We start from the raw sequence: 19,081 nt of genomic DNA, 5'->3' as shown, positions 1-19,081 counted from the left end.
TGTACCTCCGTTTCCCGAATTACCAGACGTAGGCGAGAACTTCTCCGCCTACGCCCTTCTTGGCGGCCTGCTTGTCGGTCAGGAGGCCGGAGGACGTGGAGATGATCGCCACGCCCAGGCCGCCGAGAACCTTCGGCAGGTTGGTGGACTTTGCGTAAACGCGCAGACCCGGCTTGCTGATGCGCTTGATGCCGGCGATGGAGCGCTCACGGTTGGGGCCGAACTTGAGCTCGATGGTCAGCTTCTTGCCGACCTCGCCCTCGACGGGCTCCTCAACCTTGTAGGAGGAGATGTAACCCTCCTGCTGCAGGATCTCGGCGACGTGCGCCTTGATCTTGCTGGCCGGCATCGCCACGGAGTCGTGGTACGCCGAGTTCGCGTTACGCAGACGCGTGAGCATGTCTGCGATGGGGTCGGTCATGGTCATGATGGCCTCAGGCCTCTCTCGCCGCGGTTTCTCCGCGCCAGGTCCCCCTTCCGCACTCTTTCGAGTTCGTCAGGGGCACAAGCGCAGGGGACCTGCGACGTCGTAAGACTGGGTGCGAGCCCTCTCGCAAGAGGGCCACGGGCATCCATGGGGATGCCGTGGCAGGGGGCCCGACCCCACTACCTTACGGGAACCCGTACGGCAGGCCCAAAACGGACCGGTGTGGGATCGGGCACCTCTGCTTCGCTGTGTGCCCGCAGCGCCTGGGTTACCAGGAGCTCTTGGTCACGCCCGGCAGCTCGCCACGGTGCGCCATCTCACGGAGGCACACACGGCAGAGGCCGAACTTGCGGTACACCGAGTGCGGACGGCCGCACCGCTGGCACCGGGTGTAGGCCCGGACGCCGAACTTCGGCTTCCGCTCGGCCTTCGCGATGAGGGACTTCTTCGCCATTGGCTCACGCCTCCTTGAACGGGAAGCCCAGAGCACGCAGGAGCGCCCGGCCCTCGTCGTCGGTCTGCGCGGTGGTCACGACGGTGATGTCCATACCGCGCTGCCGGTCGACCTTGTCCTGGTCGATCTCGTGGAACATAACCTGCTCGGTCAGACCGAAGGTGTAGTTGCCACGGCCGTCGAACTGCTTGGGGGAGAGACCGCGGAAGTCACGGATACGCGGCAGGGCCAGCGACACCAGACGGTCCAGGAACTCCCACATGCGGTCACCACGGAGGGTGACGTGGGTGCCGATCGGCTGGCCCTCGCGCAGCTTGAACTGCGCGATGGACTTACGAGCCTTGGTCACGGCCGGCTTCTGACCGGTGATCGCGGTCAGGTCGCGGATCGCGCCCTCGATCAGCTTGCTGTCACGGGCGGCCTCGCCGACACCCATGTTGACGACGACCTTGACCAGGCCGGGCGTCAGCATGACGTTCTCGTACGAGAACTGCTCCTGCAGCTGCCCCTTGATCTCGGAGTTGTAACGCTCCTTGAGGCGGGGGGTCACCTTCTCAACAGACGTCTCAGACATCAGATGTCCTCACCGGTTCGCTTGGCAACGCGGATCTTGTTGCCCTCGTCGTCGAAGCGGTAGCCAACGCGGGTGACGACCTTCTTGCCGTCCTTCTCCACGACCAGCTGGACGTTGGAGACGTGCACCGGGGCCTCGACGGTGACAATGCCACCCTGAGTGCCCGGACCCGGCTTGGTGTGCTTCTTGACCCGGTTCACACCCTCGACCAGGACCTTGTTCTCGGCGGGCATGGCCTGGATGACCTTGCCCTGCTTGCCGCGGTCCTTGCCGGTGATGACCTGGACCAGGTCACCCTTCTTGATCTTCATGCTGTTCGCCATGGGTCAGAGCACCTCCGGCGCCAGCGAGATGATCTTCATGAACTTCTTGTCACGCAGCTCGCGGCCCACCGGGCCGAAGATGCGGGTACCACGGGGGTCACCGTCGGTGTTCTTGAGAACGACAGCGGCGTTCTCGTCGAACCGGATGTACGAACCGTCGGGACGACGGCGCGACTTCACGGTACGGACGACGACGCACTTGACGACGTCACCCTTCTTCACCGAACCACCGGGGATCGCGTCCTTGACGGTGGCGACGATGACGTCCCCGATACCGGCGTAGCGGCGACCGGAACCACCGAGAACGCGGATGCAAAGGATTTCCTTCGCGCCCGTGTTGTCGGCGACACGCAGTCGCGACTCCTGCTGGATCACAGCTTTCTCCTGATCGTCAACGAGAGCTGACGGGCCGGCCGCTGCTCACACCAGCGCCCGCGAGGGACCTGGTGCACATACGGCCGTACCGCATCAACTTCGTTACTTGGCCTTCTCGAGGATCTCGACGACGCGCCAGCGCTTCGTCGCGGACAGCGGGCGGGTCTCCGCGAGGAGGACCCGGTCGCCGATGCCGCAGGCGTTCGCCTCGTCGTGCGCCTTCAGCTTGTTCGTACGGCGGATGACCTTGCCGTACAGCGCGTGCTTGACGCGGTCCTCGACGGCGACGACGACGGTCTTGTCCATCTTGTCGCTGACGACGAGACCCTCACGGGTCTTGCGGAAACCGCGCGTCTCGTTGGTGTTCTCAGTCATCAGGCGTTCTCCACCGTCTCGATGCCCAGCTCGCGCTCGCGCATCAGGGTGTAGATCCGCGCGATGTCCTTACGGACGAGCTTGAGCCGTCCGTGGTTGTCGAGCTGCCCGGTCGCCGCCTGGAAGCGGAGGTTGAACAGCTCCTCCTTGGCCTCGCGCAGCTTGGCAACGAGACCCTCGTTGTCCAGCTGGCGGAGGTCAGCAGCCTTGGTAGCGGCCGACATCAGCTCTCACCGTCCTCGCGCCGGACGATCCGGCACTTCATCGGCAGCTTGTGAGCGGCGCGGGTCAGCGCCTCACGAGCAACCTTCTCGTTCGGGTACGACAGCTCGAACATGACCCGACCCGGGTGCACGTTCGCGATCCACCACTCCGGCGAACCCTTACCGGAACCCATGCGGGTCTCGGCCGGCTTCTTGGTCAGCGGACGGTCCGGGTAGATGTTGATCCAGACCTTGCCGCCACGGCGGATGTGACGGGTGATCGCGATACGAGCGGACTCGATCTGACGGTTCGTCACGTAGGCCGGGGTCACGGCCTGGATGCCGAACTGGCCGAACGCCAGCTCGGTGCCACCCTTGGAGGCGCCGCGGCGCTTCGGGTGGTGCTGCTTGCGGTGCTTGACCCGACGGGGGATCAGCATTGCGGTCAGGCCTCCGTTCCGGTGTTCTCGGCAGCCGGAGCCTCGGCGGCCGGAGCCGCGGGGGCCTCGGCAGCGGCGGGACGACGGCCGCGGCCACCGCGCTCGCCACCACGGCGCTCGCCACCGCGGGCGGGACGACCACCCTCGGGACGGGCCGGGCGGTTGCCCGAGCGGGCAGCGGCGTTCTCAGCGCGGACCTCGGCGATGTTCTTGACGTCGCCCTTGTAGATCCAGACCTTCACGCCGATGCGGCCGAAGGTCGTCTTGGCCTCGAAGAAGCCGTAGTCGACGTTCGCGCGCAGGGTGTGCAGCGGCACACGGCCCTCGCGGTAGAACTCCGAACGGCTCATCTCGGCGCCGCCGAGACGACCGGAGCACTGGACCTTGATGCCCTTGGCGCCGGACTTCATGGTGCCCTGCATCGACTTGCGCATGGCACGGCGGAAGGAGACGCGGGAGGACAGCTGCTCCGCGACGCCCTGAGCCACGAGCTGGGCGTCCAGCTCGGGGTTCTTGACCTCGAGGATGTTCAGCTGGACCTGCTTGCCGGTCAGCTTCTCGAGGTCGCCGCGGATGCGGTCGGCCTCGGTGCCGCGCCGGCCGATCACGATGCCGGGGCGAGCGGTGTGGATGTCCACACGGACGCGGTCGCGGGTGCGCTCGATCTCGACCTTGGAGATGCCGGCGCGCTCCATGCCCTTCGTCATCATGCGACGAATGGCAACGTCTTCCTTGACGTAGTCCTTGTACAGCTTGTCGGCGTACCAGCGGGACTTGAAGTCCGTGCTGATGCCGAGGCGGAACCCGTGCGGGTTAACCTTCTGGCCCATTACCGGGTCCCTTCCTTGCTGCTGACGACCACGGTGATGTGGCTGGTCCGCTTGCGGATCCGGTAGGCACGGCCCTGGGCGCGCGGACGGAACCGCTTCAGGGTCGGGCCCTCGTCAACGTACGCCTCGCTGATGACGAGGTCGTCCACGTTGGAGTGGTTGTAGTTGTGCGCGGCGTTGGCAATGGCGCTGTCGAGCACCTTGCCGACCGGCACGGTCGCGGCCTGCGGAGCGAAACGCAGGACCGCCTGGGCCTCCGTGGCGTTCAGGCCACGGATGAGGTCCACCACGCGGCGGGCCTTCATGGGCGTGACGCGGATGTACCGCGCCTGGGCCCTGGCTTCCATGGTTGTCCCCTTGCTGGTGTAAGTCATTGAGTCGGTAATCTCGCTGGCGACTAGCGACGCTTCGACTTGCGGTCGTCCTTGACGTGACCGCGGAAGGTACGCGTCGGCGCGAACTCGCCGAGCTTGTGGCCGACCATCGACTCGGTGACGAACACCGGGACGTGCTTGCGGCCATCGTGCACCGCGATCGTGTGGCCGAGCATGGCCGGGAAGATCACGGAGCGACGGGACCAGGTCTTGATGACGTTCTGGGTACCCGCCTCGTTCTGCGCGTCCACCTTCTTGAGAAGGTGGCCGTCAATGAAGGGGCCCTTCTTGAGACTGCGCGGCATCTGACCTGCTCCTAGCGCTTCTTGTTGGTCTTGCGGCGGCGCACGATGAGGGCGTTCGAAGCCTTCTTCGGGCTACGAGTGCGACCCTCCTTCTGGCCCCACGGCGAAACCGGGTGGCGACCACCGGAGGTCTTACCCTCACCACCACCGTGCGGGTGGTCGATCGGGTTCATGGCCACACCACGCACGGTCGGGCGAACGCCCTTCCAGCGCATACGGCCGGCCTTGCCCCAGTTGATGTTCGACTGCTCGGCGTTGCCGACCTCGCCGACGGTCGCGCGGCAGCGCGCGTCCACCAGGCGGATCTCACCGGAGGGCATGCGCAGGTGCGCCATCTTGCCCTCACGCGCCAGCAGCTGGATGCCGGAGCCGGCCGAGCGGGCCAGCTTGGCACCGCCGCCGGGACGCAGCTCCACCGCGTGGATGGTGGTACCGACCGGGATGTTGCGCAGCGGCAGGTTGTTGCCGGGCTTGATGTCGGCGCCGGCGCCGTTCTCCACCCGGTCGCCCTGCGCGATGCCGCGCGGCGCGATGATGTAGCGCTTCTCGCCGTCCGCGTAGTGCAGGAGCGCGATGCGCGCGGTGCGGTTCGGGTCGTACTCGATGTGCGCGACCTTGGCCGGCACGCCGTCCTTGTCGTGACGACGGAAGTCGATCACGCGGTAGGCGCGCTTGTGTCCGCCACCCTGGTGGCGAACGGTGATCCGACCGGCGTTGTTACGGCCGCCCTTGCTGTGCAGGGGGCGAACCAGCGACTTCTCCGGCGTGGACCGCGTGATTTCGACGAAGTCGGCCACGCTGGAGCCACGACGGCCCGGCGTAGTCGGCTTGTACTTGCGGATACCCATTTTCGTCCTCGTCTTGATCGACGATCACGGCCTCCGTCAGGAGGTCGGACCACCGAAGATGTCGATGCGGTTGCCCTCAGCCAGCGTCACGATGGCGCGCTTGGTGTCCTTGCGCTTGCCAAAACCCGTCTTGGAGCGCTTGCGCTTGCCCTGACGGTTGAGCGTGTTGACGGACTCGACCTTGACCGAGAAGACCGCCTCGACGGCCTGCTTGATCTGGGTCTTGTTGGCACCGGGCGACACGACGAACGTGTACTTGTTCTCGTCGAGGAGCGAGTAGCTCTTCTCGGAGATGACCGGCTTCACCAGGACGTCACGGGGGTCCGTGAACGTCTTGCTCGTAACGTCGCTCATCAGGCGGCGCTCCCTTCGAGCTCGCCCTCAGCGGCAACGGCCTTGGCGGACGCGGCCGGACCGGCCACGAAACGCTCGAAGGCGGCCTGGGTGAAGACCACGTCGTCGGAGACGAGCACGTCGTAGGTGTTCAGCTGACCGGCGTCCAGGATGTGGACGTTCGGCAGGTTGCGAGCGGACTTGAGGCCCAGCTCGTCCGCACGCTCGACGACCAGGAGGACGTTCTTGCGCTCGGTGATCTTGCCGAACAGGCTCTTGGCGGCCTTGGTCGACGGCGCCTCGGTCGCGGTCACGTCGGTGACGACGTGGATGCGGTTGTGGCGGGCCCGGTCGGTGAGCGCACCGCGCAGGGCGGCGGCGATCATCTTCTTCGGGGTCCGCTGCGAGTAGTCGCGCGGCACGGGACCGTGCACGACGCCACCGCCGGCGAACTGCGGCGCGCGGGTCGAGCCCTGGCGGGCGCGGCCGGTGCCCTTCTGGCGGTACGGCTTCTTGCCGCCACCACGGACCTCGCCGCGAGTCTTGGTCTTGTGGGTGCCCTGACGGGCCGCAGCGAGCTGCGCCACGACGACCTGATGCATCAGCGGAACGCTGACCTTCGCGTCGAAGATCTCGGCCGGCAGCTCGAGGCTGCCGGTCTTGTCACCCGAGGGCGACAGGATGTCAATGGTGCTCATATCCTTCACAGCCCCTTCGCCGCGGTGCGGACGAGGACGAGGCCGCCGTTCGGGCCCGGGATCGCGCCCTTGATCAGGAGCAGACCCTTCTCCGCGTCAACCGCGTGCACGGTCAGGTTCTGGGTGGTCACACGCTCGTGACCCATCCGGCCGGCCATCTTCAGGCCCTTGAACACGCGGCCCGGGGTGGCGCAGCCACCGATGGAACCGGGCGAACGGTGCTTGCGCTGCACGCCGTGACCGGCGCCGAGGCCCCGGAAGTTGTGGCGCTTCATGACACCGGCGAAGCCCTTGCCCTTGGAGGTGCCGGTCACGTCGACCTTGACACCCGCCTCGAACAGCTCGGCGGTGATCTCCTGGCCCAGGGTGTACTCGGACGCGTCCGAGGTCCGGAGCTCGACCAGGTGGCGGCGCGGGGTGACACCGGCCTTGGCGAAGTGGCCCGCGAGGGGCTTGTTCACCTTGCGGGGGTCGATCTCGCCGAAGCCGATCTGGACGGCGTCGTAGCCGGCCGGGCTGTCGGCGGTGTGGACCTGGGTCACGACATTCGGCCCAGCCTTGACGACGGTCACCGGAACGACCCGGTTGTTCTCGTCCCAGACCTGGGTCATGCCGAGCTTCTCGCCCAGGATGCCCTTAATCTGCTTAGCCATCTTCGGTGCGCCTCTCAGAGCTTGATCTCGATGTCGACGCCAGCCGGCAGGTCGAGACGCATCAGCGAGTCAACCGTCTTCGGCGTGGGGTCGAGGATGTCGATCAGACGCTTGTGAGTGCGCATCTCGAAGTGCTCGCGCGAGTCCTTGTACTTGTGCGGCGAGCGGATGACGCAGTACACGTTCTTCTCAGTGGGCAGCGGCACCGGGCCCGCGACCTGCGCACCAGTACGGATCACCGTCTCGACGATCTTCTTCGCCGAGGAGTCGATGACCTCGTGGTCGTAGGCCTTGAGCCGGATGCGGATCTTCTGTCCCGCCATGGCTACCTTGTAGTCCTTCTGTCCTAGTCACTGCACGACCCCCGCTCCGACCCCCGCGCTCGGGCGTGTCGCACTCGCGCTTGCAAAAAACCGGCGATTAATTCGTCGGTTTCAAACTTTCGGGGTGGGGGGCCGGGCCGAGGCCCCGCACACGCTTCCCGGAAGATTCCCGTACGTCCGCCCCGCAGCTGCCGTGGCGTAACACTCACGCTTGACGGCCATCACGGGAACGACGAGTACATGGGACTCGCTTCCAGTCCTCCCGGCGGGAGGCGCGCAGCATCGGCAACTCAACCGAGCAACTTGGACATACTGCCACAGCCGGGCTCCGGAATGCCAATCGGGGCCGGTGAGGCGTACCTCACCGGCCCCGACGGGCGGTGCGCGGGGTCAGCGCCCGCTTCGGGCGGGCGCGGCGCCGCTCAGTGCTTGCGCCAGATCATGAATCCGCGCTTCTGGTCGACCCGCTCGACGTACCACTCGGCCGGGTGGTCCTTCCAGTAGGACTCGGGGGCCTTGCCCGCCTCGGGCAGCGGGGTGGCGATCACGGTGGCCTCCTCGGGCACCGGCTGCCAGCGCGGGTCCCGGTACCAGACCCGGCCCTTGTAGACCTCGAAGGCCTGGGCCATCCGGATGTTGCCCTCGATGTCCCAGGCGAGCACCGCGTTGTCGGTGGACTTGATCCCGGCGGCCTTGGTGAAGTCGGTCGCGTAGGTCTTGCGCCAGGCCGTGTAGGGGTCGGTGATCTGCTCGGTGATGGTCGTCGTGGCGAAGGCGCCGAACAGCGCGAGCGAGATGCCGGTGGCCCACAGGACCCGGCGGCCGCCGGCGTACCGGAACATCACGATGGCGCCCAGGATGATGAACGCCGCGGCGGTCGTCCGCCACATGTTGAGCCGGCCCCAGTCACTGGCCAGGAACAGCGCGTCCGGCATGCCCCAGCCGATGAAGACCTGCTTGACCAGCAGCGAGCCCGCCGACCAGATCACCAGCTGGGCGATCAGCACGGCGAGCCCCATGGTGGCGGCCACGGCGTAGCCGAGGCTGCGCCGGCCGAACCGGGCGAGCACCGCGACGCCCGTGACGAAGGCGACCGGGACCAGGTAGGAGCAGTACCGGGCGTACACCCAGTTGTCGATCCGCCAGTCCTCCGGGAGCGTGGCCGCGGCGGCCAGCGCGGTGCCGAAGAGCAGCGCCACCGTCACGCCGCCGACGATCCGGTACGGGCGCGGGAAGCGCTTGCTGAAGACCGCGAAGAGGCAGACGACGACCGCCAGGCCGCCGATGCCCCAGGTGGAGATGATGAAGTACCAGATCTGGCCGATGGTCCTGGTCAGCGTGCGCTGCAGGATGTCGGGGTTGGTGATGCCCTCGATCAGGTAGGTGCCGGTCTTGCTCGCGTCCACGTCGAACTGGTTGTTGAGCCACGAGGACAGCGCCTTTACGAAGACCAGGCCGACCGCCAGCACGCCGAGGCCGGTCACGGTGGTCCGCCACGGCGCCCAGCGCAGCACCAGGACGCCGAGGAACACCACGGCGGTCAGGGCCACCACCACGCCGCCGCGGTCGTGGGTCGCCATCGAGTAGGCGGCGGCCGCGGCCGTGCCCGCCGCGAACCAGGTGCGGCGCTTGAGGGAGCCCTCGCTGAGCCAGCCGTGCATGCAGAGCAGCCAGGACAGGATCAGCACCGGGAGCACGGTGTCCGACAGGACGTACTGCGAGTAGAAGACCACCGGCGGCAGCAGGGCGGTGGCGGCGGCGAAGATGTAGGCCAGCGGCCGCTGCAGGCCGAAGCGGCGCAGCGCGAGGAAGGCCAGCGGGAAGACCAGCGCGTTGAGCAGCCCGTTGATCCCCATGATCATGTGGTACGCGGTGGCCGGGTCGTCGGCGATCCGGAAGGCCGGGGAGATCAGCAGCGGGTAGCCGCCGGGGATGACCGAGCCGACCGGCATCTCGGTGGTGCCGCGGCCGGCCAGCACGCGGGCGAGGACGAGGTAGGAGTCCTCGTCGGCGTGGACCGACGGGTAGTACAGGTGGCGGACGAGGACGAGCCGGAAGAGCACCTCGCCGAGGTATCCGGCGGCCAGCGCGCCTGGCCAGAACCAGCGCCGGCCCTGGGCCCGCTCGAACCACGCCGCCACCCGGGTCGTCGCACCGGGCGGCCGCTCCGCGTCGGTCTGCGGTCTGCTCCCGACGGCGCCGTCCGGGTGCTCCTCGACGGTCTCTGCTGAAGTCTGCACTGAACTCCGACTCTTCCCCTGAATGGTCCGGCGCTGCGCGGGACCCCGCAGCCGCCGCGGCCGCGTCGATTGTGAAGGTCACTCCGACAACCGGCGGAGGCGCCGTGGGCACGGGCCAGGCGGGCACCGGTACGCGGTCGTCCTCGGCTCGGGCCACCGGACACGAACGACCCGGCGGCCACCGACACGCTAGCAAGTCCCGCCGGTGCCGCGCCGCCGAGCCGCCGCAGGGTGCCCGATCGGCCCGGCGCTCGCGCCCGGTGGGCGCGAGGCCCGGGGCGTGTGCGCCTGGCGCACGCGCTCCGGGCCTCGCGCCGGTGCCGGGGTCAGACCCTGCCGACCAGCTCGCGCCGCTGGGCGGCCGTCCTGGTGGCCGGCTGGATCAGCTTCAGGTGCGGCGGCATCCGGCGGATCATCGCCAGCAGCAGCACCAGGCCGGCCCGGGCCAGGTAGACGGTGGCCTTGATCGGGGAGGCGCTGGGGGTGCCGGTGGTCCGCTCGCGCATCGCGACCGGCACCTGCCGGATCACGAAGCCGCAGCGGGCGGCGCCGACCATGCTCTCGATCGTGTCGCCGAGGTACTCGACCGGGTACCACTGCGAGAAGAACTCGATCATCGGCTTGTTGCAGGCCTTGAAGCCCGAGGTGGTGTCGGTGAGCTTGGTGCGCGCCACCCGGGACAGCACGACCGACAGCAGCTTCATCGCCCAGGCGCGCGGGCCGCGCACCTTGTAGGAGCCCTCGCCGGCGAACCGCGCGCCGATGACCAGGTCGGCCTCGTCGAGCTTGGCGAGCAGCGTCGGGACGTACGCGGGGTCGTGCTGACCGTCGGCGTCGCACTGCAGCGCGATGTCGTAGTCGTGCAGGTGCGCGTAGCGGTAGCCGAGCCGCATCGCGCCGCCGACGCCCAGGTTGTACGGGAGCTGGGCGACCTTGGAGCCGTGCGCCGCCGCGACGGCCGCGGTGTTGTCCACCGAGCCGTCGTCCACCACCAGGGTGTCCACCCCGGGCAGCTTCTGCTGGATCTCGCGCAGGATCTTGGGCAGACCCTCCGACTCGTTCCAGGCGGGAAGGATGATCAGAACCTTCTTGCCGTCGATCATGCCCTCACCTCGGGGTCGGTCGTGCCGCGCGCCTCGTTGTTCGTCCCCGCGACCGGGAAGCCGGTGTGCTCGGCCAGGTGCGCCCGCATCATGGCGACGTCCTCGGCCAGGGTGCGGGTCTCCGCCTCCAGCCGGGAGGCCTCCCAGCTGAGGTGCAGCGACACCAGCAGGACGAGCACGAAGCCCGCGAACAGCACGAGGCTGACACCGGACGCGATACCGACCCGGCGGGCGGTTGAGTCCAGGATCGTGGGGAAGAATCCGAGCGGTGCCACGACGACACCGATCGCGAGCCAGATCGCCGCGTACTTCTCCCGGAGTTGCTGCCGGCGCAGCAACTCCAGGATGTAGACGAGCACCAGCACGCCGGTGATCGAGGTAATGACGGAGAGTTGCACGACTGGGAGCGCCTTTCAGCGGCAGTGGCGTGGCCAACAAATGGTATGGACATCTTAAAAGGCGTGGCGATGCCCCGCAGCCGACGCCCCGTGTGCTAACGCGCCGCCAGAGGTGCCCGTTGCTCCGCCACCGCGGGGACCGGGGCGGCCATCGAACGCGCCAGCGCCCATAGCATGGCAGCCGCGCTCACTCCGGCACCAGCCAGGTAGGCGAGTTCGGCCCGGGTGGCGATCTCCCCGGGCAGCAGGACGACGGCGACCAGGACAACGGTGCCCGCCAGCCAGGCGAACAGCTGGCGCTGGTGGCGGCCCAGCGACAGCAGCGCCTGGCCGAACACGGTCGCCAGCATGAAGCAGAGGGTGCCCGCCACCAGCCAGAGGAAGTCCGTCGCGCCCAGCACGTCCTGCGCCTTGAAGAGCACCTGGACGGCCCACGGGCCGAGCAGCACCGTCGGCACGCCGGCCGCCGCGCACATCGCGACCACGATCCCGCCGGTGCGCAGCAGCATCCTGCGGAACTCCGCCTGGTTGCCGGCGGCCGCCGCACCGGACAGCGAGGAGACCAGCGAGGCCTGGATCGCCGCGTAGGCGAACAGCGGGACGCGGGCCAGCACCACCGCGTTGGCCAGCGCGGCGATCAGCGCCTTCGACGACGGCGAGAGCCCGCTGACGCTCACCACCACGGCGTTGACCATCAGCTGGGAGAGCAGCATCGAGGCCGTCAGCAGCCCCAGGCCCGCGGTGACGTCCCGCCAGACCGGGGCCGGGCCGCCGCGCCGGTCGGCGATCACCTTGCGCAGGCCGATCACCGAGGCCGACAGCGGGGCGACCACCAGGATCAGCGCGAACGCCGTCGGCGAGTGCACGCCGAACAGCGGGATCAGCGCGGCCAGGCCGATCCGCAGCCCGCCGTCGACGGCGAGCTGCATGCCGTAGGCGCCGAAGTGGCCGAGCCCGGCCAGCGCGCCGCGCGCCACCGAGCTGATCGCCAGGCCCACCATGGCGCCGCCCAGCCCGGCGACCAGTCCGAGGTCGCCGTCGAAGAACCGGTCGGCGATCGGCCGGGCCGCGACGGCGACGCCGGCCAGGACCACGGCCAGCACCGCCAGGGTGGCCAGCAGGATCCGCCGGATCGCCGGGCCCGGGCCGTTGCCGGCCACGTCCCGGGCGGCGACCAAGCGGTTCAGCTCCAGCTCGACCGGTGTGAACAGGCCGTACCCGACGGACATCACCAGGGTCCACAGGACGTTGACGCCCGCGACCTGGTCGGTGTCCAAGCTGTGCCCGGCCAGCGCCAGGAAGATGTACGACGAGGCACCGAGCACGACGGTGCCGCCGAGGACGAGCCGGACACCCGGGGGCAGTGCCCCGAGCAGCTTGGACACCGGATTGGTCATCGCAGGGCGGCCTTGGCCTTCAGCGGCTCCCACCAGGCGCGGTTGTCCCGGTACCACGCGATGGTGGCGGCGAGACCGTCCTCGAAGCGGACCTGCGGCGCGTAGCCGAGCTCCTCGCCGATCTTGCTGATGTCCAGCGAGTAGCGCAGGTCGTGGCCCTTGCGGTCGGCGACCGGCTCGACCATCGACCAGTCGGCGCCGGCGGCCTCCAGCAGCAGGCCGGTCAGCTCCTTGTTGGTGATCTCGGTGCCGCCGCCGATGTTGTAGACCTCGCCGGCCCGGCCCTTGCGCATGGCCAGCTCGATGCCGCGGCAGTGGTCGGAGACGTGCAGCCAGTCGCGGATGTTGCCGCCGGTGCCGTACAGCGGCACCTTCCTGCCGTCCAGCAGGTTGGTGGTGAACAGCGGGATGACCTTCTCCGGGAACTGGTAGTGCCCGTAGTTGTTGGAGCAGCGGGTGACCACCACGTCCATGCCGTGGGTGCGGTGGTAGGCGAGCGCCAGCAGGTCGGAGCCGGCCTTCGAGGCGGAGTACGGGGAGTTCGGGGCCAGCGGCCACTCCTCGGTCCACGAGCCCTCGGAGATGGAGCCGTACACCTCGTCGGTGGACACGTGCACGAAACGGCCGACGCCGTGCTTCTTCGCCGAGTCCAGCAGCACCTGGGTGCCCAGGACGTTGGTGACGACGAACGGACCGGCTCCCTCGATCGAGCGGTCCACGTGCGACTCCGCCGCGAAGTGGACGACCACGTCGTGGCCGGGCATGACCGCGTCGACGGCCTCCGGGTCGCAGATGTCGCCGCGGACGAAGGTGTAGCCGCTGTGGTCGGCGACGGGCGCCAGGTTGGCCTCGACACCCGAATAGGTGAGCTTGTCGAAGACGGTGATCTGATCCGTTGCGCCGGCGCCGAGCAGCTGCCGGACGAACTCTGAACCGATGAAGCCGGCACCGCCGGTCACGAGGATGCGCATAGTGCGGGCAGTCTACCCGTGCCCCGGCGGCCCCCCGCCCGGGGGCGAGGACCCCCGCCGACCTCGCCCGAGCAGGCCGCCCCACCTGTCATAAGCTTCGCGACATGCGTGGAATCCTCTTGGCGGGTGGCACCGGTTCACGACTGTGGCCGCTGACCCGAGCAGTCTCGAAGCAGCTCCTCCCCGTCTTCGACAAGCCGATGATCTACTACCCGCTGTCGACCCTGGTCATGGCGGGGATCAGCGAGATCCTGATCATAACGACCCCCCAGGACCAGGAGCAGTTCCAGCGGCTGCTCGGCGACGGCTCCCAGTTCGGCCTCACGCTGGAGTACGCCGTCCAGGAGAAGCCCGAGGGCATCGCCCAGGCGTTCGTCCTGGCCGCCGACTTCATCGGCGACGAGCCCGTCGCGCTGATCCTCGGCGACAACATCTTCCACGGCAGCGGCCTCGGCACCCGCCTCTCGCAGCACACCGAGCCGGTCGGCGGCCGCGTCTTCGCCTACCCCGTCGCCGACCCGACCGCCTACGGCGTGGTCGAGTTCGACGACAACGGCCAGGTCATCTCCATCGAGGAGAAGCCCGCGCAGCCCAAGTCCCGCTACGCCGTCCCCGGCCTGTACTTCTACGACAACCGCGTGGTCAAGATCGCGGCCGGCCTGAAGCCGAGCGCCCGCGGCGAGCTGGAGATCACCGCCGTCAACGAGGAGTACCTCAAGGCCGGCGAGCTGCACGTCACCACCCTCGACCGCGGCACCGCCTGGCTGGACACCGGCACCTTCGTCTCGATGGTCCAGGCCTCCGAGTTCGTCCGGGTCATCGAGGAGCGCCAGGGCTTCAAGATCGGCTGCATCGAGGAGGCCGCCTGGCGGGCCGGCCTGATCGGCTCCGAGCAGCTGCGCGAGCTGGCCGAGCCGCTGCGCAAGAGCGGCTACGGCGACTACCTGATCGCCCTGTTGGAGGAGGAGACCCGGCAATGAAGCTCCGCGAGCTGTCCGTCCCCGGGGCGTTAGAGATCACCCCGAAGCAACTCGGGGACCCGCGCGGCATGTTCATGGAGTGGTACCGCTTCGACATGCTCTCCGAGGCGGTCGGCCACCCGCTGCGCCTCGCCCAGGGCAACCTGTCGATCTCCGCTCGCGGCGTCGTCCGCGGCATCCACTTCGCCGACGTCCCGCCCGGCCAGGCCAAGTACGTCAGCTGCGTGCGCGGCGCCGTGCTCGACGTGGTCGTCGACCTGCGGGTCGGATCCCCGACCTTCGGCACGTGGGAGCTCGTCCGGCTCGACGACGTCGAGCGCAAGTCCCTCTACGTCTGCGAGGGCCTCGGCCACGGGTTCTGCGCGCTGACCGACGGCGCCGCGCTGTCCTACATCTGCTCGCAGACCTACAACCCGGTCGGCGAGCACGGCGTCCACCCGCTCGACCCGGACCTGGGGATCCGGTGGCCGGTGGAGGAACCGCGGCTCTCCGCCAAGGACGGGGTCGCCCCCTCGCTGGCCGAGGCGATCGCCGGCGGCCTGCTGCCGGACTACGCGCTCTGCCAGGAGTACACCGCGGGCCTGGCCGTCTCCTGACCCTCCGCCCGACCCTCGCCCCTGCCCGGGTCCGCCCTCCGCGGCGGCCCGGGCACCGTCGTGCCGGGGGACGGGACGGCGGCGGGCGGACGGCCCCGAACGGCTCAGTATGATGGGCCCGCCGCAGGGTCTCCCCTGTCCCTGCCCCGACTCCGACCAGCGGATGTGCCCCCCATGACGACACTGGAAATCCTGCTTCCGTACTACGGCGACGTCGCGCTGATGCAGGCCGCGGTGCGCAGCGTGCTGGCCCAGACCGACGGCGACTGGCGGCTGACCGTCGTGGACGACGGCAAGGAGCCCGGGGTCCCGGAGTGGTTCGCGCAGCTCGACGACGACCGGGTGCGCTACTTCCGCAACGAGCAGAACCTCGGCGTCACCGGCAACTACCGCAAGTGCCTGGGCCTGGCCGAGTACGAGCACCTGGTGTTCATGGGCACCGACGACATCATGCTGCCCAACTACGTGGCCAACGTCCGCTCCATCCTGGAGCAGTACCCGCGGGTCGCCATGGTGCAGCCCGGCGTCGACGTCATCGACAGCACCGGCAAGGTGAGCTCCACGCTGGCCGACGAGGCCAAGCGGCGGCTGTACGCGCCCAAGATCCAGGGCCGCCGGCTGCTCGGCGGCGAGGAGCTCGCGGTCAGCCTGCTCCGCGGCAACTGGCTGTACTTCCCGGCGATCTGCTGGCGCACCGACGCCGTGAAGACCGCCGGCTTCCGGGACAACCTGGAGATCATCCAGGACCTCGCGCTGGTCATCGACCTGCTGCAGGCCGGCGAGCACATGGTCGTCGACGACACCAAGGCGTTCCAGTACCGCCGCCACGCGGTCTCCGCCTCCACGTCCTCGGCGTTCAGCGGCTCGCGCTTCACCGAGGCCCGCCGCTACTTCCTGGACGCCGCCGACCGGCTCGACGCGCACGGCTGGCACCGCGCCGCCAAGGCCTCCCGGCTGCACCTGTCGGCCCGCATCCACGCGCTCACCCTGGTCCCGGGCGCGATGCGCGCCGGGCAGTGGGACGGCGCCAAGACCCTGCTGCGCAACGCCACCAGCACCGCGGGCCAGCCCCGCTGAGCCTCGGCCGCCGAACCGGCCGCGCCGAGCCCGTCCCCCCGCCGAGCACCGCCATCTAGGGAGTCCCCTGCCATGACCACCCCGCACCCGGCCCCGGCCCGCTACGCCGTCCTCGGCGGCACCGGCTTCATCGGCCGACTGCTCGGCGACCGGCTCCTGGAGCAGGGCATCGAGGTCCTCAGCGTCGCCCGCAAGGCCCCCGAGGTCCCGGCCCCCGGCCGGTTCGCCGCCTTCGACCTGTCCACCGCCGACCCGGCCGAGCTGGCCGAGCTGTTCGACCGCGAGCGGATCGACACCGTCGTCAACGCCGCCGGCGGCATGTGGGGCCTCACCGACGAGCAGATGCACGAGGCCAACGTCGTGCTCACCGAGCGGCTGATCGAGGCCGTCGCCGCGATGGCCGCCCCGGCCCGGCTGGTCCACCTCGGCAGCGTGCACGAGTACGGCATGGCGCCGGTCGGCGTCAGCCAGCACGAGCAGGACGAGCCGGCCCCGGTGATGGAGTACGGCCGGCTCAAGCTCGCCGCCACCGAGGCCGTCGTGCGCGCCGCCGAGTCCGGCCGGCTGGACGCGGTCGTGCTGCGGCTCGGCAACGTCGTCGGCGCCGGCCAGCCCGGCCACAGCCTGCTCGGCGTGATGGCCGCCAAGCTCGACACCGCCCGCCTGGCCGGCGCCACCGCCGAGCTGTCGCTCCAGCCGCTCAGCGCCCAGCGCGACTTCGTCGACCTGATCGACACCCTGGACGCCGTGCAGCTCGCCGCCGAGGGCCTGGCCGCCGGCCGCCGCGTCCCGCCGGTGCTCAACATCGGCAGCGGCTCGGCCGCCGCCGCCCGGCAGCTGGTCGACCTCCTGATCGAGGAGAGCGGCGTGCCGACCGCGGTCACCGAGGTCCCCGCCCCGGAGGGCACCGGCCCGGAGACCGAGTGGCAGCAGATGGACGTCCTCGCCGCCCGCGACCACCTGGGCTGGGTGCCGAAGCGCTCGCTGCGCCAGTCCGTCCGCGCCCTGTGGCAGGCGCAGACCGCCTGACCCCGGGCTTTTCGCGTGACGGGGGCGGGCCGCACGGTCCGCCCCCTCCGGTTCCTCCCACCCCCTCCGTCGGGAAGCCATGAGCACGCGCCCCCAGGGCCATCCCCTGCTCCGCCCGCGCGGCACCCTCGCGCAGCTCACCACCGGCCGGACCAACAGCTTCGGCGCGCTGCGGCTGCTGCTGGCCGCCGCCGTGATCTTCTCGCACGTCTGGCCGGTCGGCTGGGGCCCGCTGGACCCGCTGTGGGAGTGGAGCGGCGGGACCACGGACGTCGGCAAGACCGCCGTCCTCGGCTTCTTCGCGCTGTCCGGCTTCATGATCACCGGCAGCGCGGCCGCGCTCCCGCCGCTGCGCTACGCCTGGCACCGCGCCCTGCGCATCCTGCCCGGCCTGTTCGTCTCGCTGCTGTTCTGCGCGCTCGTGCTCACCCCGCCGCTCTACTACCGGCAGCACGGCACCCTGGCCGGCTTCTGGAGCCGCCCCGACGGCCCGGCCGGCTACATCACCAGCCTCGGCAGCGGCTCCCCCACCGCCGGCTGGGACGTCTCCGGGGTGCTCGCCGAAGGCGTGCGCCGCGGCACCAACTTCGACCACAGCTTCAACGGCGCCCTGTGGTCGCTCAAGTACGAAATGCTCTTCTACCTCGTGGTCGGCCTGCTCGCCGCCCTCGGCGTGCTGCGCCGCCACCGCCGCGTCCTGCTGGTCGCGACGGCCGGGCTCTGGCTGCTCACCGCCTCCGGCCTCGCCGACCCGCCCTCCCCCGCCGACCCGACGGCCGGCCCCTCGATCGCCGTGCCCGGCCTCGGCCCGCTCAGCGGCTCCCTGCTGCTCCACCTCGGCCTGGTGTTCCTGCTCGGCTCGGTGGCGCGGCTGTGGGCCGACCGGGTGCCGCTGTACGACGGGCTGGCGCTGGCCGCGGCGATCGTCCTGCCGGTGACCGTCCGCTTCGGCGGCTACCCCGAGTTCGGCCACCCGGCGCTGGTCTACCTGCTGTTCTGGGCGGCGGCCCGGCTGCCCGACCGGTGCCGGCGAGCAGGCCGGCGCGCCGACTACTCGTACGGGCTCTACATCTACGGCTTCCCGGTCGAGCAGGCGCTCGCCCTGCTCGGCGCCGCGCGCCTCGGCAAGGCCGGCTTCCTGGCCTGTGCGCTGGCCGCCGCCGCCGTGCTCGCGGTGCTCTCCTGGCACTGCGTGGAGCAGCCGGCGCTGCGGCTGCGGGACCGCACCCTGCCGTGGGCGCGGCCCCGCGCGGCGGCTCCCGAAGGGGCCTGAGGGCCCCGAGGCCTCAGTCCTTGAAGACCCAGACCTTCAGCAGCAGGAAGCGCACCACCGTGGCCAGGCCGTTGGCCACGATCAGTCCGCCGACCTCGACCGCCTTGGAGGCGTCCGGCACGGCCCGGTCCAGCAGGGCCAGCACCCCGGCGCTCAGCCCCAGCCCGATCAGGAACGCCACCGCGCCCTGCAACTGGTGCTTGACGGCGCCGTCGCTGCCGGTGATGCCGAAGGTGAAGCGCCGGTTGGCGGCGGTGTTGGCGACCGCGCTCACCGCGAGTGCGACGAGGTTCGCCACCTGCGCGTCGACGAACCAGCGCGCGACCACGTACAGGCCGAGGTAGAACAGCGTGCTCAGCACGCCGATCACCGCGAACGACGGGAGCTGGCGCTTGACCGTGGCGGTCGGCGGCGCCGCCGGCCGCTGGTCCGGCGCGGCCGCGGGGGGCTTTTCGGTGGAGACCATCTGGATGCCCAATGTT

The 19,081-nt window shown here is 69.8% G+C and carries 27 protein-coding genes; 5 read left to right on the top strand and 22 right to left on the bottom strand.

Features of this window, described 5'->3' with window-relative positions; genetic code table 11:
* Positions 1-19: 19 nt before the first annotated feature.
* The 21 genes from rpsH to rfbB form a co-directional block, all read right to left on the bottom strand.
* Entirely contained in the window at positions 20-427 is a 408-nt protein-coding gene (gene rpsH / locus ACFCLZ_RS22870) for a 30S ribosomal protein S8 (RefSeq protein WP_030055831.1), read from the bottom strand.
* A 268-nt stretch (positions 428-695) separates the two neighbouring features.
* Positions 696-881 (bottom strand): type Z 30S ribosomal protein S14, encoded by a 186-nt coding sequence (locus tag ACFCLZ_RS22865; protein WP_030393303.1) that lies wholly within the window; start codon positions 879-881, stop codon positions 696-698.
* Positions 882-885: 4 nt separating this feature from the next.
* On the bottom strand, positions 886-1,455 hold the full coding sequence (rplE, locus tag ACFCLZ_RS22860; RefSeq protein ID WP_030300393.1) for a 50S ribosomal protein L5: 570 nt from the start codon (positions 1,453-1,455) through the stop codon (positions 886-888).
* Positions 1,455-1,766 carry a 50S ribosomal protein L24 gene (gene rplX, locus ACFCLZ_RS22855; RefSeq protein ID WP_030055828.1) on the bottom strand — a complete coding sequence of 104 codons (312 nt, stop codon included), beginning with the start codon at positions 1,764-1,766 and terminating at the stop codon, positions 1,455-1,457. The genes rplE and rplX overlap by 1 nt, the downstream gene beginning before the upstream one ends.
* A 15-nt stretch (positions 1,767-1,781) precedes the next feature.
* Positions 1,782-2,153 carry a 50S ribosomal protein L14 gene (gene rplN / locus ACFCLZ_RS22850; protein WP_030393301.1) on the bottom strand — a complete coding sequence of 124 codons (372 nt, stop codon included), beginning with the start codon at positions 2,151-2,153 and terminating at the stop codon, positions 1,782-1,784.
* Between the two features lie 102 nt (positions 2,154-2,255).
* The gene (gene rpsQ / locus ACFCLZ_RS22845; RefSeq protein WP_030055826.1) at positions 2,256-2,528 is read right to left on the bottom strand and encodes a 30S ribosomal protein S17; all 273 of its coding nucleotides are present in this window, start codon (positions 2,526-2,528) and stop codon (positions 2,256-2,258) included.
* Complete coding sequence (gene rpmC / locus ACFCLZ_RS22840; RefSeq protein WP_030300387.1) at positions 2,528-2,752, bottom strand: 50S ribosomal protein L29; 225 nt, start codon at positions 2,750-2,752, stop codon at positions 2,528-2,530. Before rpmC ends, rpsQ begins: the two co-directional genes overlap by 1 nt.
* Positions 2,752-3,171, bottom strand: coding sequence for a 50S ribosomal protein L16 (gene rplP, locus ACFCLZ_RS22835; RefSeq protein WP_030300385.1), 420 nt, complete (start codon positions 3,169-3,171; stop codon positions 2,752-2,754). Before rplP ends, rpmC begins: the two co-directional genes overlap by 1 nt.
* 5 nt (positions 3,172-3,176) lie before the next feature.
* Positions 3,177-4,001, bottom strand: coding sequence for a 30S ribosomal protein S3 (gene rpsC, locus ACFCLZ_RS22830; protein WP_030263494.1), 825 nt, complete (start codon positions 3,999-4,001; stop codon positions 3,177-3,179).
* Positions 4,001-4,348 (bottom strand): 50S ribosomal protein L22, encoded by a 348-nt coding sequence (gene rplV, locus ACFCLZ_RS22825; RefSeq protein ID WP_045304593.1) that lies wholly within the window; start codon positions 4,346-4,348, stop codon positions 4,001-4,003. Before rplV ends, rpsC begins: the two co-directional genes overlap by 1 nt.
* Positions 4,349-4,398: 50 nt before the next feature.
* Positions 4,399-4,680 (bottom strand): 30S ribosomal protein S19, encoded by a 282-nt coding sequence (gene rpsS, locus ACFCLZ_RS22820; RefSeq protein ID WP_030055821.1) that lies wholly within the window; start codon positions 4,678-4,680, stop codon positions 4,399-4,401.
* A gap of 11 nt (positions 4,681-4,691) precedes the next feature.
* Entirely contained in the window at positions 4,692-5,528 is an 837-nt protein-coding gene (gene rplB / locus ACFCLZ_RS22815) for a 50S ribosomal protein L2 (protein WP_376086155.1), read from the bottom strand.
* Between the two features lie 36 nt (positions 5,529-5,564).
* A complete protein-coding gene (rplW, locus tag ACFCLZ_RS22810; protein ID WP_380278767.1) occupies positions 5,565-5,882 on the bottom strand; it encodes a 50S ribosomal protein L23 in 318 nt (105 codons plus the stop codon).
* On the bottom strand, positions 5,882-6,559 hold the full coding sequence (rplD, locus tag ACFCLZ_RS22805; RefSeq protein WP_344338031.1) for a 50S ribosomal protein L4: 678 nt from the start codon (positions 6,557-6,559) through the stop codon (positions 5,882-5,884). Before rplD ends, rplW begins: the two co-directional genes overlap by 1 nt.
* Positions 6,560-6,564: 5 nt before the next feature.
* The gene (gene rplC / locus ACFCLZ_RS22800; RefSeq protein WP_189916064.1) at positions 6,565-7,212 is read right to left on the bottom strand and encodes a 50S ribosomal protein L3; all 648 of its coding nucleotides are present in this window, start codon (positions 7,210-7,212) and stop codon (positions 6,565-6,567) included.
* Between the two features lie 14 nt (positions 7,213-7,226).
* Entirely contained in the window at positions 7,227-7,535 is a 309-nt protein-coding gene (gene rpsJ / locus ACFCLZ_RS22795; RefSeq protein ID WP_012785157.1) for a 30S ribosomal protein S10, read from the bottom strand.
* A 422-nt stretch (positions 7,536-7,957) separates the two neighbouring features.
* Positions 7,958-9,775 (bottom strand): hypothetical protein, encoded by a 1,818-nt coding sequence (locus ACFCLZ_RS22790; RefSeq protein WP_380278764.1) that lies wholly within the window; start codon positions 9,773-9,775, stop codon positions 7,958-7,960.
* Positions 9,776-10,101: 326 nt separating this feature from the next.
* Positions 10,102-10,878, bottom strand: coding sequence for a glycosyltransferase family 2 protein (locus ACFCLZ_RS22785; protein WP_380278763.1), 777 nt, complete (start codon positions 10,876-10,878; stop codon positions 10,102-10,104).
* A complete protein-coding gene (locus tag ACFCLZ_RS22780; RefSeq protein ID WP_380278761.1) occupies positions 10,875-11,276 on the bottom strand; it encodes a DUF2304 family protein in 402 nt (133 codons plus the stop codon). Before ACFCLZ_RS22780 ends, ACFCLZ_RS22785 begins: the two co-directional genes overlap by 4 nt.
* Positions 11,277-11,371: 95 nt before the next feature.
* Complete coding sequence (locus ACFCLZ_RS22775) at positions 11,372-12,673, bottom strand: hypothetical protein (RefSeq protein ID WP_380278759.1); 1,302 nt, start codon at positions 12,671-12,673, stop codon at positions 11,372-11,374.
* Positions 12,670-13,644 (bottom strand): dTDP-glucose 4,6-dehydratase, encoded by a 975-nt coding sequence (gene rfbB, locus ACFCLZ_RS22770; RefSeq protein ID WP_380278757.1) that lies wholly within the window; start codon positions 13,642-13,644, stop codon positions 12,670-12,672. The genes ACFCLZ_RS22775 and rfbB overlap by 4 nt, the downstream gene beginning before the upstream one ends.
* 104 nt (positions 13,645-13,748) lie before the next feature.
* Between rfbB and rfbA the strand changes: the two genes are divergently transcribed.
* The 5 genes from rfbA (at position 13,749) to ACFCLZ_RS22745 (ending at position 18,599) form a co-directional block, all read left to right on the top strand.
* Complete coding sequence (gene rfbA / locus ACFCLZ_RS22765; protein WP_380278755.1) at positions 13,749-14,624, top strand: glucose-1-phosphate thymidylyltransferase RfbA; 876 nt, start codon at positions 13,749-13,751, stop codon at positions 14,622-14,624.
* The gene (locus ACFCLZ_RS22760) at positions 14,621-15,220 is read left to right on the top strand and encodes a dTDP-4-dehydrorhamnose 3,5-epimerase family protein (protein WP_380278753.1); all 600 of its coding nucleotides are present in this window, start codon (positions 14,621-14,623) and stop codon (positions 15,218-15,220) included. The genes rfbA and ACFCLZ_RS22760 overlap by 4 nt, the downstream gene beginning before the upstream one ends.
* A gap of 174 nt (positions 15,221-15,394) precedes the next feature.
* A complete protein-coding gene (locus tag ACFCLZ_RS22755) occupies positions 15,395-16,297 on the top strand; it encodes a glycosyltransferase family 2 protein (RefSeq protein ID WP_380278751.1) in 903 nt (300 codons plus the stop codon).
* A 72-nt stretch (positions 16,298-16,369) separates the two neighbouring features.
* Positions 16,370-17,326, top strand: a complete 957-nt coding sequence (locus ACFCLZ_RS22750; protein WP_380278749.1) for an NAD-dependent epimerase/dehydratase family protein — start codon at positions 16,370-16,372, stop codon at positions 17,324-17,326.
* 79 nt (positions 17,327-17,405) lie between these two features.
* Positions 17,406-18,599 (top strand): acyltransferase family protein, encoded by a 1,194-nt coding sequence (locus ACFCLZ_RS22745; protein WP_380278747.1) that lies wholly within the window; start codon positions 17,406-17,408, stop codon positions 18,597-18,599.
* 13 nt (positions 18,600-18,612) lie between these two features.
* On the opposite strand, the gene ACFCLZ_RS22740 is transcribed toward ACFCLZ_RS22745, so the two are convergent.
* Positions 18,613-19,065, bottom strand: coding sequence for a GtrA family protein (locus ACFCLZ_RS22740; RefSeq protein WP_380278745.1), 453 nt, complete (start codon positions 19,063-19,065; stop codon positions 18,613-18,615).
* Positions 19,066-19,081: the final 16 nt, after the last annotated feature.

Origin of the sequence: Kitasatospora purpeofusca (assembly GCF_042691725.1) — a bacterium.
Taxonomy (GTDB): Bacteria; Actinomycetota; Actinomycetes; order Streptomycetales; family Streptomycetaceae; genus Kitasatospora; species Kitasatospora purpeofusca_B.
This window is presented reverse-complemented; position numbering and strand designations above follow the sequence as displayed.

Excerpts from the sequence above, each read along its gene's own strand:
- rpsH (WP_030055831.1), bottom strand. The coding sequence starts at position 427 with ATGACCATGACCGACCCCATCGCAGACATGCTCACGCGTCTGCGTAAC.
- ACFCLZ_RS22865 (WP_030393303.1), bottom strand. The coding sequence starts at position 881 with ATGGCGAAGAAGTCCCTCATCGCGAAGGCCGAGCGGAAGCCGAAGTTC.
- rplE (WP_030300393.1), bottom strand. The coding sequence starts at position 1,455 with ATGTCTGAGACGTCTGTTGAGAAGGTGACCCCCCGCCTCAAGGAGCGT.
- rplX (WP_030055828.1), bottom strand. The coding sequence starts at position 1,766 with ATGAAGATCAAGAAGGGTGACCTGGTCCAGGTCATCACCGGCAAGGAC.
- rpsQ (WP_030055826.1), bottom strand. The coding sequence starts at position 2,528 with ATGACTGAGAACACCAACGAGACGCGCGGTTTCCGCAAGACCCGTGAG.
- rpmC (WP_030300387.1), bottom strand. The coding sequence starts at position 2,752 with ATGTCGGCCGCTACCAAGGCTGCTGACCTCCGCCAGCTGGACAACGAG.
- rplP (WP_030300385.1), bottom strand. The coding sequence starts at position 3,171 with ATGCTGATCCCCCGTCGGGTCAAGCACCGCAAGCAGCACCACCCGAAG.
- rpsC (WP_030263494.1), bottom strand. The coding sequence starts at position 4,001 with ATGGGCCAGAAGGTTAACCCGCACGGGTTCCGCCTCGGCATCAGCACG.
- rplV (WP_045304593.1), bottom strand. The coding sequence starts at position 4,348 with ATGGAAGCCAGGGCCCAGGCGCGGTACATCCGCGTCACGCCCATGAAG.
- rpsS (WP_030055821.1), bottom strand. The coding sequence starts at position 4,680 with ATGCCGCGCAGTCTCAAGAAGGGCCCCTTCATTGACGGCCACCTTCTC.
- rplB (WP_376086155.1), bottom strand. The coding sequence starts at position 5,528 with ATGGGTATCCGCAAGTACAAGCCGACTACGCCGGGCCGTCGTGGCTCC.
- rplW (WP_380278767.1), bottom strand. The coding sequence starts at position 5,882 with ATGAGCGACGTTACGAGCAAGACGTTCACGGACCCCCGTGACGTCCTG.
- rplD (WP_344338031.1), bottom strand. The coding sequence starts at position 6,559 with ATGAGCACCATTGACATCCTGTCGCCCTCGGGTGACAAGACCGGCAGC.
- rplC (WP_189916064.1), bottom strand. The coding sequence starts at position 7,212 with ATGGCTAAGCAGATTAAGGGCATCCTGGGCGAGAAGCTCGGCATGACC.
- rpsJ (WP_012785157.1), bottom strand. The coding sequence starts at position 7,535 with ATGGCGGGACAGAAGATCCGCATCCGGCTCAAGGCCTACGACCACGAG.
- ACFCLZ_RS22785 (WP_380278763.1), bottom strand. The coding sequence starts at position 10,878 with ATGATCGACGGCAAGAAGGTTCTGATCATCCTTCCCGCCTGGAACGAG.
- ACFCLZ_RS22775 (WP_380278759.1), bottom strand. The coding sequence starts at position 12,673 with ATGACCAATCCGGTGTCCAAGCTGCTCGGGGCACTGCCCCCGGGTGTC.
- rfbB (WP_380278757.1), bottom strand. The coding sequence starts at position 13,644 with ATGCGCATCCTCGTGACCGGCGGTGCCGGCTTCATCGGTTCAGAGTTC.
- rfbA (WP_380278755.1), top strand. The coding sequence starts at position 13,749 with ATGCGTGGAATCCTCTTGGCGGGTGGCACCGGTTCACGACTGTGGCCG.
- ACFCLZ_RS22760 (WP_380278753.1), top strand. The coding sequence starts at position 14,621 with ATGAAGCTCCGCGAGCTGTCCGTCCCCGGGGCGTTAGAGATCACCCCG.
- ACFCLZ_RS22755 (WP_380278751.1), top strand. The coding sequence starts at position 15,395 with ATGACGACACTGGAAATCCTGCTTCCGTACTACGGCGACGTCGCGCTG.
- ACFCLZ_RS22750 (WP_380278749.1), top strand. The coding sequence starts at position 16,370 with ATGACCACCCCGCACCCGGCCCCGGCCCGCTACGCCGTCCTCGGCGGC.
- ACFCLZ_RS22745 (WP_380278747.1), top strand. The coding sequence starts at position 17,406 with ATGAGCACGCGCCCCCAGGGCCATCCCCTGCTCCGCCCGCGCGGCACC.
- ACFCLZ_RS22740 (WP_380278745.1), bottom strand. The coding sequence starts at position 19,065 with ATGGTCTCCACCGAAAAGCCCCCCGCGGCCGCGCCGGACCAGCGGCCG.